Annotated in this window: 14 protein-coding genes; 7 read left to right on the top strand and 7 right to left on the bottom strand. The window is 62.7% G+C overall.

Annotation, left to right across the window (positions count from 1 at the left end):
- Nucleotides 1-26: 26 nt before the first annotated feature.
- The gene (locus BS300_RS10015) at nt 27-746 is read left to right on the top strand and encodes an SDR family NAD(P)-dependent oxidoreductase (protein WP_071912485.1); all 720 of its coding nucleotides are present in this window, start codon (nt 27-29) and stop codon (nt 744-746) included.
- Here BS300_RS10015 and BS300_RS10010 read toward each other — a convergent pair.
- Both BS300_RS10010 and BS300_RS10005 read right to left on the bottom strand, forming a co-directional pair.
- Nucleotides 733-2,799 carry a GNAT family N-acetyltransferase gene (locus tag BS300_RS10010; RefSeq protein WP_071912483.1) on the bottom strand — a complete coding sequence of 689 codons (2,067 nt, stop codon included), beginning with the start codon at nt 2,797-2,799 and terminating at the stop codon, nt 733-735. The two genes, BS300_RS10015 and BS300_RS10010, sit on opposite strands and share 14 nt — an antisense overlap.
- Nucleotides 2,796-3,107 carry an HlyU family transcriptional regulator gene (locus BS300_RS10005; protein ID WP_033115564.1) on the bottom strand — a complete coding sequence of 104 codons (312 nt, stop codon included), beginning with the start codon at nt 3,105-3,107 and terminating at the stop codon, nt 2,796-2,798. Before BS300_RS10005 ends, BS300_RS10010 begins: the two co-directional genes overlap by 4 nt.
- A 137-nt stretch (nt 3,108-3,244) precedes the next feature.
- On the opposite strand from BS300_RS10005, the gene BS300_RS10000 reads away from it, so the two are divergent.
- From BS300_RS10000 to BS300_RS09990, 3 genes are all read left to right on the top strand, one after another.
- Nucleotides 3,245-3,451 (top strand): bacterioferritin-associated ferredoxin, encoded by a 207-nt coding sequence (locus tag BS300_RS10000; protein ID WP_071912481.1) that lies wholly within the window; start codon nt 3,245-3,247, stop codon nt 3,449-3,451.
- An 83-nt stretch (nt 3,452-3,534) separates the two neighbouring features.
- Entirely contained in the window at nt 3,535-4,011 is a 477-nt protein-coding gene (gene bfr, locus BS300_RS09995) for a bacterioferritin (protein ID WP_033115562.1), read from the top strand.
- Between the two features lie 172 nt (nt 4,012-4,183).
- Nucleotides 4,184-4,642, top strand: a complete 459-nt coding sequence (locus BS300_RS09990; protein WP_033115561.1) for a methylglyoxal synthase — start codon at nt 4,184-4,186, stop codon at nt 4,640-4,642.
- Between the two features lie 269 nt (nt 4,643-4,911).
- Here the strand turns inward: BS300_RS09990 and BS300_RS09985 are convergent, their stop codons facing one another.
- Together BS300_RS09985 and BS300_RS09980 are read right to left on the bottom strand one after the other, a co-directional pair.
- Nucleotides 4,912-6,063: an iron-containing alcohol dehydrogenase gene (locus BS300_RS09985; RefSeq protein ID WP_071912479.1), complete on the bottom strand. Its 1,152-nt coding sequence runs from the start codon at nt 6,061-6,063 to the stop codon at nt 4,912-4,914.
- Nucleotides 6,064-6,206: 143 nt separating this feature from the next.
- Nucleotides 6,207-6,662, bottom strand: coding sequence for a hypothetical protein (locus BS300_RS09980; protein ID WP_071912478.1), 456 nt, complete (start codon nt 6,660-6,662; stop codon nt 6,207-6,209).
- A 472-nt stretch (nt 6,663-7,134) separates the two neighbouring features.
- Between BS300_RS09980 and BS300_RS09975 the strand changes: the two genes are divergently transcribed.
- Nucleotides 7,135-8,607, top strand: a complete 1,473-nt coding sequence (locus BS300_RS09975) for a C69 family dipeptidase (RefSeq protein WP_071912476.1) — start codon at nt 7,135-7,137, stop codon at nt 8,605-8,607.
- A gap of 87 nt (nt 8,608-8,694) precedes the next feature.
- On the opposite strand, the gene BS300_RS09970 is transcribed toward BS300_RS09975, so the two are convergent.
- Genes BS300_RS09970 through BS300_RS09960 form a run of 3 tightly spaced genes read right to left on the bottom strand, consistent with a single transcriptional unit; the run spans nt 8,695 to nt 10,220 of the window.
- Nucleotides 8,695-9,441, bottom strand: a complete 747-nt coding sequence (locus tag BS300_RS09970; protein ID WP_071912474.1) for an SDR family oxidoreductase — start codon at nt 9,439-9,441, stop codon at nt 8,695-8,697.
- Between the two features lie 57 nt (nt 9,442-9,498).
- On the bottom strand, nt 9,499-9,744 hold the full coding sequence (locus BS300_RS09965; protein WP_071912472.1) for a DUF3624 domain-containing protein: 246 nt from the start codon (nt 9,742-9,744) through the stop codon (nt 9,499-9,501).
- Entirely contained in the window at nt 9,741-10,220 is a 480-nt protein-coding gene (locus BS300_RS09960; RefSeq protein WP_071912470.1) for an N-acetyltransferase, read from the bottom strand. Before BS300_RS09960 ends, BS300_RS09965 begins: the two co-directional genes overlap by 4 nt.
- Before the next feature lie 186 nt (nt 10,221-10,406).
- On the opposite strand from BS300_RS09960, the gene BS300_RS09955 reads away from it, so the two are divergent.
- Together BS300_RS09955 and BS300_RS09950 are read left to right on the top strand one after the other, a co-directional pair.
- On the top strand, nt 10,407-11,849 hold the full coding sequence (locus BS300_RS09955) for a RimK family protein (protein ID WP_071912468.1): 1,443 nt from the start codon (nt 10,407-10,409) through the stop codon (nt 11,847-11,849).
- Between the two features lie 27 nt (nt 11,850-11,876).
- A complete protein-coding gene (locus BS300_RS09950; RefSeq protein ID WP_042032827.1) occupies nt 11,877-12,416 on the top strand; it encodes an MgtC/SapB family protein in 540 nt (179 codons plus the stop codon).
- The last annotated feature ends 18 nt before the right edge of the window (nt 12,417-12,434 follow it).

Raw genomic sequence — 12,434 nt, 5'->3', positions numbered from 1 at the left:
ATCCATGCGCTGATAAGGAGCCAGAGATGAGTGAAGGTGTCGTCGTGATTGGCGCTTCTGGCGGTATCGGGGCGGCGCTGGTCGCACACTGGCTGGCGGCGGGTGTCGGGCCAGTGATTGCCATCAGTCGTCAGCCCGCACCTGCAGGCCTCTCATCGCCGGGTCTGCACTGGCTATGTTGCGATTACAGCGATGAGCAGATGGTAGCTGCGGTAGCCTGTATCGCGGAGTTGGCACCGAGACCCCATCGGGTAGTGATATGCAACGGCATCCTGCATCAGGGAGAGATTCAGCCGGAGAAGCGGCTGGAAGCACTCAATCTTGATGCCATGACCCGTCTCTACCAGACCAACGCCTTGCTGCCGCTGCGCTGGATCAGCCAGCTGTTACCGTTGTTTGGCCGCGAGCCTTGCTCTCTGGCCGTTATCAGCGCCCGGGTCGGCAGCATTGGCGACAACCGGGCGGGCGGCTGGTATGGCTATCGCGCATCCAAGGCCGCCCTCAACATGCTGCTCAAGTGTGCTGCCATCGAGCTGGCCCGGCGAGCCCTCGGTGTCAAATTGCTGGCCTTCCATCCCGGCACCGTGGATACCCCACTCTCCAGCCCGTTTCACGCCAACGTACCGGCGGGAAATGTGCAGAGTCCCGAGCTGGTAGCCGGCCATCTGATTAACCTGATGAACCGGCTGCAACCGGACGGCGAACTGAGCTTTCTCGACTGGCAGGGCAAACCTATCGAGTGGTAGGGGAGGTCAGGAGACGCGCCAGCAGTGCCCGCAACGCCTTGATAACGGCTGGCTTGCCCGCCAGCTGCAACTTCGCGGCCAGCGCGCCCCAGTCTGCGTATTGCCAAATGGTAGCGATCAGCAGCTGGCGCTCGGCTGGGGTCAGCGCAGCCAGCACAGCCAGATGACGCGCCAGCCACTGCTGCAAGCTGGATTGGCACAATTCGAAGGGCTTGTGATGCAGGGCAAAACACTCAACCTCATCGCGCTCAAACTCGCCAAGCTCCGGCGTGGTGACGGTAGAACCTTGCAGGCATTGCCATATCAGCTCAGGCTCCAACACGTTCAGCTCGCCCGCCAGCAAGGTCGGCAGCTGGCGTACAAAACGCTGCTGCCACCGGGCCAGCTCAGGCGCATGCTCGGGTTTAAGGGCTTTTAACAGCAGGGCAGCGTGACAGCCGCTGGCGGCATCCCGCTGCAGGCCGATGCGCAGCACCACCAGCCCGGCCTTGCGCCAGAAGGGGAGCAGGTCGGCGCTGGCCGAAAAGGCAGAGCCGAGGTAATCGATCCCAGCCTGGCGATAGTGCTCCTCAAGCTTGCCAAGCAGCAGCGAGCCCAGCCCGTGGCGATGCAGCTCGGGATGGATGGCGATGCGCATCACCCGGGCGTAACTGCGCGCCCCCGCCGTTTTGAACCCGGCGTGAGCCAGCAGCGACTGGGGCAGCAGATGGCCGCGTGGGCGGCGGCGCCCGGCCCAGATCGCCTCGGCCAGTTCAGGTTCGATTTCCCCTTCCCGCGCAACCAAGGCCACACCCAGCAGGCTCGCATCCTGCTCCAGCAGATGGATGTCGAGATCCGGGCTCTCCAGCAGGGATCTGAGATCGCTCGGCGTGGTCTGGTAGTGGGCCAGCACCAGCAAGCCAAACAGCTGGTTGAGCAGCGATTCGTCGCTTGCCAGCGCCTCCTGACTGATCAGACGCCAGCTCGGGCTGGTCGGCGGCAAGGGAGTTGCCACCTCGGCATCAAGCCCCAGCAGACGGAAGATCAGCGGCTCCAGCGGATCACGCTCACTCCAGCGAATGGGCTCAGAGAGGTGGATCTCCTGCCACTCCGGGGTCTGGCTATCGAGCACCCGCTTGAAGCGCAGGTGGAAACCGCGCCCCGTCCCCTCGTAACCGTGCTCGGTGGTGGCAAACACAATGCGGCTGTGGCGGGCCAGCATGGCCTCGAGCAGCGGGGTCGGAATGGCGGCAGCCTCATCCACAAGCAGCAGATCGGGATTCATCGCCTCGTGCACCAGCCGATCCGGCGAGCAGTAGCTCAGCCCGATCAGCTGTTCCGACGTAGTATCTAACCCGCGAGCGGCGTGGGCAAACAGGGTCGCCACCGTCGCCTGTGAGGGGGCCGTTACCACTATGTTCAGCCCGGGTTGCTGGCGCAGCAGCTCGGCGGCAGCCAGCCCCAGCAGCGCACTCTTGCCACGACCCCGGTCGGCACTCAGCACCAGCGGCCGGCGGCGATGACCGTGCAACACCTTGTGGATGGCGGGCAGTGCCCGTGTCTGATCGCAGCTCAGCCTGCGCTCGGGCCCAAGTGGTTGCCAAGGCTGCGAGCAAACCGGCGGCTCCAGCGAGCGGGCAGGATCCCCCGCCAGCAACCGCACCAGGCGGGCGATAAAGCCGTGACCGGCCCGACCGGCATCCTCCGGCTGGGCCACCAGCCGAATCCGATCAGGATCCGGCCATGAAGGCCACTGTGCTCTGGGCGGCGTTAGCAGCAACAGCAAGCCGCCAGCGCGCAGAGTGCCTGCCAGCGCCCCGAAGGCGTCGGGATGAAAGCCGCTGAAGGCGTTGAACACCAGCGTGTCGCACTCCTGACCGAGCCGCTGCAGTGCCTTGGCTGCGGGTTGCGGGGCATAACACTCGGGCCCCTCCCCCAGCCAGAAGACGGTCTCGCCGAGCAGGGATTGGGCGCGGGCAATGCAGTCGGCCTCCTCCCCCTCCAGCCAGATCAGGCGTCGCTCACCGGCGCGGGCCAGCGCCTCGCGCAGGCTGTTGAGCTCAGGCGGGGTCATGAAGCCTGGCTGTCAGCCGGTTTGCGGGGCTCGAACATGCGATCCCCCATCTGATCGATAAAGGTGTGGGCCTTCTGCACCATGAAGCGCTCGGCATCGGCCGGATTGGCAAACAGATCGGAGCGGATAAAGCGGTGGGTTTGCAGCACGCCGTCCACCTCTTTGGTGATGCGGCCTGCCAGCCGATACTGGCCACCTTCGGCCATGGGTTCCGGATAGATGAGATAGCCGGCATATTCGGTGGGAGTGACTTCCGCAGCCTTGGCTGGCTCGCCCCCGAACAGGGCGCTGAACAGTTTCTTGAGCATGATGGTTCCCTCTGTATCAGGGCATTCTCCCCAAGGGGGTGACAAGTGGCAAGCGGGGGATCTTATTACCAATGGTTATTTGCATTGCGAACCACTCTCATTTAGATTTCACTCAATTTCATATGAGGTAATCCACCATGTACGTCTGTTTGTGCCGCGGCATCACAGATACCCAGATCCGCAAGGCGGTGCAGTCAGGTAGCAGCGAGTTCCGCCAGCTCAAGCAGTCGCTCGAGGTGGGCGCCCAGTGCGGCAAGTGCGTGCGCATGACCATGGAGATCATCGCCGCCGAACTCGACAAGCTGGAGCAGGAGCAAACCCCGCTCTACTACGAAGTGGCCTGATCCGCCGCCATCCCGAAGTCGTCATGTTTCTCGACTAAGCTCTGATGATTGCCACCTCAGGCACGAACCAAGGAGCACTGTCGATGAAAGGAGACCCCAAGATCATTGCCCACCTCAACAAGGTGCTGGCCAATGAGCTGATAGCCATCAACCAATACTTCCTGCACGCCCGCATCTACGATGACTGGGGCCTCAAGGCGCTCGGGCACAAGGAGTACCACGAATCCATCGACGAGATGAAGCACGCCGACGAGCTGGTCAAGCGGGTGCTGTTTCTCGAAGGGCTGCCCAACCTGCAGGATCTCGGCAAGCTGCGTATCGGCGAGACCGTCGAAGAGATGCTGCGCTGCGACCTTTCGCTGGAGATGGATGCCATTCCCGACCTGAAAGTGGCCATCGCCTACGCCGAGTCGGTGCAGGATTACATCAGCCGCGACCTGTTTCAGGAGATCCTGGAAGATGAGGAGGAGCATGTGGACTGGCTGGAGACCCAGCTCGATCTCATCGATCGCATCGGGCTGGAGAACTACCAGCAGGCACAGCTGCACCACGGCTCCTGACCCGCCAAAGAACTCAAATGAAGAGACCCGCTGCTGGCGGGTCTCTTCATTTGGGCCACCATTGCCCGAAAACTTTCCGGCAGGATCACAGTTAATACGCCCGACACAGCATCTGTCATGGCTTTCGATTAGGATACGGCTCAATTCCAATCACAATGCTACGGATACCTTCATGGAACAGATTGCACGCGAGATGGCACCCCACAAGCGGGTGGCACTGGTCGCTCACGACAACATGAAAACCCCTCTGCTGAACTGGGTCATGCGCCGCAAGGAGGAGCTCAAGCTGCACCACCTCTATGCCACCGGCACCACCGGCACCATGCTCGGCAAAAAGGCCGAGTTGCCCATCACCTGCCTTTTCTCCGGCCCCATGGGTGGCGACCAGCAGCTTGGCGCCCTGATTGCCGAAGGGAAGATCGACGTGCTGATCTTCTTCTGGGATCCCCTCAATGCGGTGCCCCACGACCCGGATGTGAAGGCGCTGCTGCGACTGGCTGCGGTGTGGAACATCCCGGTTGCCACCAACGAAGCGACCGCCGACTTCATCATGGACAGCCCCCATATGCGGCAGGCGTTCAGCGTGCAGATCCCGGACTACGCCGGCTACCTCAAGGCACGCACCGAGTAACAGATCTGCCAGATACACCAAGGGCCGCAGCAAGCGGCCCTTGTTATTGCCGGGGATAACCTCTGGTCAGCAAGAATTGACCGGAAGATCGGCCAGCGGGATTTGCCAGCACTGATGAAACAAGCCGCTGGCGTGGTCGCGCGATTATCTCACTAGCGCAACAGAAAAATTTTATAGTCAGCTTTTCTTGCAACAATCTTGTTTGGCGCTGACGCCTGCCACTCAGGCAGAGGAGTGAGAGCAAACCTCCGATCGTCCCTTCTGGCCGTTCAAAGCGCCTGGGCGAGGATCCGCGCTACCTGATCCGGGTCGATATCCTGCTGCTCCCCGAGTGCGGTACGCCCGACCCGCTTGAGATTGGAGCAGACCGCCGGAATGCAACTTTCGCTGAGGCCATAGTCAGAGAGGCGGGTGCCTAGCCCCATCTGCTGGAAGAACTGTTCGGTACGGATGATCGCCTCTTCGATGCGCAGGGCATAATCCTCGCGGCTGGAGTGCCACACCCGCTCGGCAAACTGGGCCAGCTTCTCCTGCTTCTGCGCTGCCCGCTCCCGCAGCAGGGCGGGAAGCACCACCGCCAGACTCTGGCCGTGGTCGAGCCCGTAAAGCGCCGTCAGCTGATGGCCAATGGCGTGGGAGGCCCAATCCTGCGGCACCCCGCAACCGATAAGGCCGTTGAGCGCCAGACTGGCCGCCCACATCAGATTGGCCCGCACCTGATAGTTGGTTGGCTCCGCCAGCGCCTTGGGGCCGTTTTCCACCAACACCTGCAACAGCCCCTCCGCCAGTCTGTCCTGCACCTCGCCCCCCACCGGGAAGGTGAGGTACTGCTCGGCGATATGGACGAAGGCATCCACCACCCCGTTGCCGATCTGGCACGGCGGCAGGCTGTAGGTGGTGGTCGGGTCGAGCACCGCAAACTGCGGCTGCACCAGCGGGCTTCTGAAGGAGATCTTCACATCTCTCCGGCTCACCACCGAGGTGGGATTGCTCTCTGAGCCGGTCGCCGGCAGGGTCAGCACGCAGCCCATCGGCAGCGCCTTGTGCACGCTCGCCTGCTTGCCGCAGATATCCCAGGGATCATCCCCCTCGTAGCAGGCTGCCGCCGCGACAAACTTGGTGCCATCGACTACCGAGCCGCCACCGACCGCCAGCAGGAAGTCGATGCGCTCGCGCTTCACCTGCGCCACCGCCTCCATCAACAGCTCGAATCTGGGGTTGGCGCCGATGCCGGAAAACTCCTGCCACGTCACCCCCTCCAGCGCCCGGGTCAGCTGCTCATACACCCCGTTCTGCTTGATGCTGCCACCGCCGTAGAGTACCAGCAGCCGGCAGCCGGGCGGGATCAGTTCGGGCAGGCTGGCGATCTGCCCCTCGCCGAAACAGATGCGGGTCGGATTGGCATATTGGAAGTTGTACACGGCGGACTCCTCGACTGGCTCAATGCGCGGACATTGTGCGCCTGTGGGGAGGTGAGGTCAAAAGAGGTGGCAGAAGCTTGCCCATCGGCGGTCGACACTGGCCCATCTGTGCCGACCGGGTATCTCACACAACAGTGACGGGATCAGGCGGTTTTGGCCTCATCTTTGGATGAGCTCTTCTTGCCGGTCAGGCGATCCATTGCCTCTTTCAGCATCGCATCTTTCTGCTCGTTGAGCGGCTTGCTCTGCTCAGCCCGCTCTTCCGGCGTCAGCTTCTTGTTGTCGGCAATAGCCTTGAGTTTGTCTTCTATCTCGTTGAATTTCTTGCGATCAAACCCGAGCGCCTTGTCCACCAGCTGTTGCACCACGCCCCCCTTGTCGGAGTTCATGTCGAGCGCCGGCGGCAACTTGCTGTTCTTGGCCAGATGTTCATAGGTGAGCACCTGCTGGGCCTGACCGGTCATGCGCTGGGTGGAGAGGCTGACCATCTCCTCCCAGCCACCACCCTGACCACCGCTACTGGCACTGTTTAGGGTGGCGAGGGCGCGGTTGTTGGAGGCGCTCTGGGCAAGCTGCTGGCTGTAGGGTTTGATATCCATGAAGACTCCCGTTCTGTGTGCCGACCCGCCGGAGCGGGCCGACTGAATGCGGCGGTATGGGGTCTGGCCCCACCTTTGACAATAAAACCAGCAAGTTACAGGCCAACTTGTCAGATTGGGTGAGATCCCCGCTCTGGCAAGCCTGGTAGCGGTTACAGCCCCGACGCAGCGTCAGAATCATGACTCATCCGCTGCTTTTACCCCGATTTCCGACACATACCGCTGCCTCAAAAACACTGCACCCTATAAACCGCAGGAACGCTCCGTCGATCACAAAACAAACAACCAGCGAGGCATACAATTTTGGCGCACATAACAACCAGCCAGCCGTGTCATGGATGATCTGTTCGTAAACCCAATAACAGGCAGACCAATCTGCCGTGCTTGCTCCGCTGCCAGTTCGGAGTTGCAGCCTCCCCACACCTCATCCCCTCGTCTGACTCTCACTCACCGCAACCTTTCGGGCATAACGATGAAAAAACACACTTTGAGTCTTCTCTCCGCCACCCTGCTCACCCTGCTTGGCACCAGTGCCGACGCCTGTACCGGCCTCATCGTCGGCAAGGGCGCCAGTGCCGATGGCAGCGTGATGATCGCCAGAAACGAGGATTTTGGCGTCAACAACTGGAACAAGTACCTGGCCTTCCGGCCCGCCCAGCAGAACGAGGGCAAGGTCTGGAAGCTGGGCAACGGGCTGGAGGTGCCGATGCCAAAGGCGTTTTTCGCCTACTCAGCCATTCGTGACTGGGATGCCACAGCCAGCGACCCGGACGGCAAGTATTACGAGGAGCGCGGCATCAACGAGTTCAACGTCGCCATTTCGGCCACCACCAGTGCCGAGATCAACGACAAGGCCCAGAAAGCCGATCCGCTGATCGAGAAGGGAGTGATTGAAGCCATCATCCCCACCCTGATCCTGCCGCAGGCCAGGACGGCCAAAGAGGGGGTCGAGCTGCTTGGCCGCTATGTAGAGCAATATGGCGCCGGTGAGGGCAACAGCCTCTATCTGGCGGATGTGAACGAGGCCTGGCTGATGGAGATTGGCTCCGGCCACCACTGGATCGCAGTGCGGGTGCCGGACGACAGCTACGCCATGGTGGCCAACGGCCTGCGGATCCACGGCGTCAATCTCGACAGCGCCGATGTGCTGCACTCACCCAAGCTGCTGGAGTTTGTACGCGAACACAAACTGCTGGATAACGCCGATCCGAAAGAGTTCAACTTCGCCAAGGCGTTCGGGGTCATCGCTGACCCCTACAACGTGGATCGGGAGTGGCTCGGCCAGAAAATGCTGACTGCCAGCCACCCGCAGCCGACCCGGCAGGCGCAATATCCGCTCTTTATGAAGCCGGATGCCCCTATCGCCGTGCCGGACGTAGCCAAACTGCTGAGCGCCACCTATGAGGGCACGCCGCTGGCGGGCAAGGCGGAGCGGCCGATCCGCATCGATCGCCAGCTGGAATCCCACGTCATCCAGCTGCGCAAGGAGATGCCCAAAGAGCTGCAGGGATTGATCTGGCAGAGCTACGGCGTGCTGGCCGAATCTGTGATGGTGCCGCTCTACAACACGCTGGAATCCTACCCCCTGCCCTATCGCACCGGTAGCGACAGCTACTCCGATGATTCCGCCTACTGGCAGTTCCGCAGCCTGACCACGCTGGCCAGCGCTGATCCGGACAAGTACCTGCCGCTGCTGCGCGGCGTCTGGAGCAAGGAGAGCAGCAAGCTTTACAAGGAGGTAGCACTGCTCGACCAGAGCCTGAAGCAGGCCTACGCCAGCGACAAGGCTACCGCCATCGGGCTGGCCGCCGACTACTCCTATGGCCAGTTGGAGCAGACCTATCAGATGGCCAAAACGCTGCGCTACAAGCTGATGACGGATCTGACCAAAAGCAGTGAGAAGAAATACTCGGAGGAGGAGTTCAAGAAGATCATGAGCCTGTAACCGGCTCGGTTGATAGAACAGCATGAACAGAGGCACCCCGGGGTGCCTCTGTTCATTTCATCAAGCTGGCTTCATCAAAATCTGCAATCAGCGGCGGCTGATATTGAGCGGGCCGAAGGTCTGAGCCACCGGCATGATCTCGATGCTATTGATGTTGACGTGGGCGGGCTGCTGGCTGATCCAGAGCACGGTATTGGCGATATCGTCCGGCAGGATCGCCTCCACACCCTGATAGACGGAGGCCGCCTTGGCATCGTCACCGTGGAAGCGCACGTTGGAGAACTCGGTGCCGCCACACAGGCCCGGCTCCACGTTGGTGACGCGGATGGCGGTGCCCGCCAGATCGGCGCGCAGGTTGAGGCTGAACTGCTTCACGAACGCCTTGGTGGCGCCGTAGACGTTGCCGCCCGGATAGGGGTAGGTGCCGGCGATGGAGCCGATGTTGATGACGTGACCGCGATTGCGCGCCACCATGCCCGGCAGCAGCAGTCGGGTGAGCAGGGTCAGACCGCTGATGTTGGTGGCGATCATCTGCTCCCAATCTTCCAGATCCGCCTTGTGGGCCGGCTCCAGCCCCAGCGCCAGACCTGCGTTGTTGACCAGCAGATCCACCTCGCTCCACTCGGCTGGCAGAGCGGCGATGGCGGCGCGGGTGGCCGCCTTGTCCTGCACGTCGAACGCCAGCGGCAGGAACTGCTCGCCCAGCTCGTCAGCCAGCGCAGCGAGCCGCTCGGCGCGGCGACCGGTACCGATCACCTTGTAGCCCGCCTGCACCAGCTGGCGGCTGATGGACTCCCCAAAACCGGACGAGGCGCCCGTTACCATTGCTATCATCTGAACCTCCATTATCTCAACCGATATTGTTATTTATGTTGTTGAAACCAATCTGATTTATTCATCGCTCAATTCACGTCCGGTCGCCTTGCGCCAGACAAATACCGCCAGATGGAGCAGCAAGAGGGCCGAGCCACCCAGCGCAAACAGCAAGCCGGTGAGGGCGTTGACCGAGGTGTCGGCGCCACACCACCACCATACCAGCCAGCCGACCATGCCGACGGCAAAGGTCTGGCCGGCGCAGACCGGGCAGCGCCCCAGCTTGGCCCTGATGGCGGTGGCAAGACAGTTGTCGCAGCTCATCCCCTCTCCTCTTCTCTCCTCTCCCCGGCCAGCTTCAGCACCAGCCGATGGGCATGCTGACCCGGGCCATAGTAGTCGGACAGCCGCTGGGTGGCTTTGAACCCCAGCCCCAGGTAGAGCGCCAGCGCCTCGGCGTTGGCATCGCCGACCTCCAGCCGGATCGCCCCCCAGCCAGCCTTCTGCCCTTCGCGGATCACCTGCTCCAGCAGGCGCCGCGCCCAGCCCTGACGACGGATGGTCCAGCGGATGGCGAGGGTCTGCACGATGAGGCGATCCCACCCCTTGTGCTCCAGCAGGCAGAGATAGCCCATCAGCTGCTCCTTCTCATCCAGCACCAGCAGGGTGCGGCCTCTGGCCTGGGCGAGCAGATAGTGCCAGCGACTGCGGCCAAAGGCGACCTCGGGAGGAAAACAGTAGCGTTCCAGTTTAACGATGGCGCCCAGATCGCTGGGTCGGGCGGCGCGGACGGTCAACACGGGGAGTCCTTGTGCGGTTATTTATCCTCAGCACCAAAAATGCGACTTGTATCACAAGTTACCAAGGCAGAATATTAGGCACTGTAACCTCTTGTTTCCCCTCGCGCCATTGTCGTGCTTGTCGGTGCATCGAAGCCCACTGGGGATCCTGCCGCTTAAGGCAGTTTCATCTGTGGAGCCGAAAATATGAGTACCTACGTCATCGTCGAAGAGCTGGGCGACTGGCCCTGCCATGCCGATTATCTGCTGACCGCCCGCACCTACCTGCAACACGGAGTGCCCACCACCGGCGGCCGCCCCCGCATCATCAACCTCTGCCGCAATCTGGAACACCTCAGTGCCGGCTACTACTGCTCACTGCTGGCCCAGGCCCGCGGCCACCACTGTCTACCGGGTTTACAGGCCATCAGCCAGCTGCAACCCCAGCAGCCACCGGCCAAGCTGTGGCGAAAATTGCAGGGCTGGCTGGCCCAGCAGAGCGAGGACCGAATCCGGGTACGCGCCATTTTCGGCCAGTGCGAACAGAGCGAGCTGGCGGGGCTGGCCCGCTACTACTACGGCCTGAGCCAGCTGCCGCTGCAAGAGCTGACCCTCAAGCGCGGCCGCCACGGCTGGTCGGTGCGCCAGCAGCAGAGCCTGTCACCGCTGGAACTGAGCACGAGCGAGAAAGAGTTGATGCTGCACCACGCCCAGGCACTGGTGGGCACCGGCGACGAGGAGCAGGCGGCGCCGCTCTACCAGCTCGCCATTCTGGTCGACCCCAACGACGGCCGCGCCAGCAGCGATGCAGTGGCGCTGGAGCGCTTTATCAAAGCGGCCGCAGCGCAGGGGATCCGGGCCGAGATCCTGGCGCCGTCAGCCATCGAGCGGCTGCCGGAGTTCGATACCCTCTGGCTACGCTCCGAGACGGCGGTCGGCCACTACACCTTCGAATTTGCCCGCCGCGCCGAGCAGCTCAAGATGCCGGTGATCGACAGCTCCCGCGCCATCCTCGCCTGCAGCAACAAGCTCTATCTCTACGAGCTGATGGTGCGTAGCGGCGTGCCCATGCCGCCCACCATGGTGGTGACCCGCCGTGGCCGCCACCACGTTGACGAGCTGGTGCAGCGGCTCGGCCTGCCGCTGATGGTGAAGGTGCCCGACGGCGCACAGGGGCGGGATCTGGCCATGGCCAGCGACGAGCAGCAGCTGGCTCGCCTGCTGGACGAGGGGCTGGCCCGCTCCGCCCTGCTGCTGGTGCAGAGCCGGATCCCCGCCGAGTTCGACTGGCGCATCGGCTTTCTCGATGGCTCGCCGCTGTTTGCCTGCCGCCGTTTCCGCCCCGAGCCCGGCAACCGCATCCGCCGCCGCAAGCACCCTCTCGACATGAGCCGGATCGAGGCGCTGCCACTGAACGAAGTGCCAGAACGGGTGCTGCAAACTGCCCGCCGCGCCGTTCATCAGCTCGGCAACGGCCTGTTCGGGGTCGACCTGCGCCAGCAGGGGCGCGACTGCGTGCTGCTGGAAATCATCGACAATCCCTGGATACGTGGCGATATTGAGGACAGAGAGGCAAAGGACCTCTACGAGCGCCTCGCTCGCGCCTTCCGCCAGCGGCTGGAGAACCGGGGGCAGAGCGCGGCCGGATAACAACAAGCATCGATTGCAGAGGTGGATATGATGACGACTGATTGGTGGGACATTGCGCCCCTTGGCTGGGAGAACATCCTGGTCTGTCTGGTGTGCGGCACTCTGGTAGGGCTGGAGCGCCAGCTACGCGGCAAGCCGGTCGGCATCCGCACCTCCTCGCTCATCATCCTCGGCACCTACTGCTTTCTCGCCATCGGCGCCGCCCTCAGCCCCCAGAGCGCCGATCAGGCACGGGTGCTGGGCCAGCTCATCACCGGCATCGGCTTTCTCGGTGCCGGGGTGATGATGACCCGGGATGGCCAGGTACTGGGGGTCACCTCCGCCGCCACTGTCTGGATGCTGGCCGCCCTCGGCGCCCTCATCGGCATGCAGATGCTCCATCAGGCGCTGCTGCTCACCGGCGTCACCCTCTCCATTCTGGTCGGTGTCGACTATCTGGAGACCAGCTTCAAGAGCCTGCGCCGCGGGGTGCACAACCGGCTGGAGAGCTGGCGCAATGGCAACGGCAATGGTCACCCGCCAGCCGCTCCCCGCCCGGATGAGCTGGGCAGCGGCATAGAGAAGTAGGACGACGTCGCAACGGGC

Origin of the sequence: Aeromonas sp. SCS5, from assembly GCF_001887375.1 — a bacterium.
In the GTDB taxonomy this organism is placed as follows: Bacteria; Pseudomonadota; Gammaproteobacteria; order Enterobacterales; family Aeromonadaceae; genus Aeromonas; species Aeromonas jandaei.
Note: the sequence above shows the minus strand (reverse complement) of the source record. Positions and strands in the feature narration are given on the sequence as shown.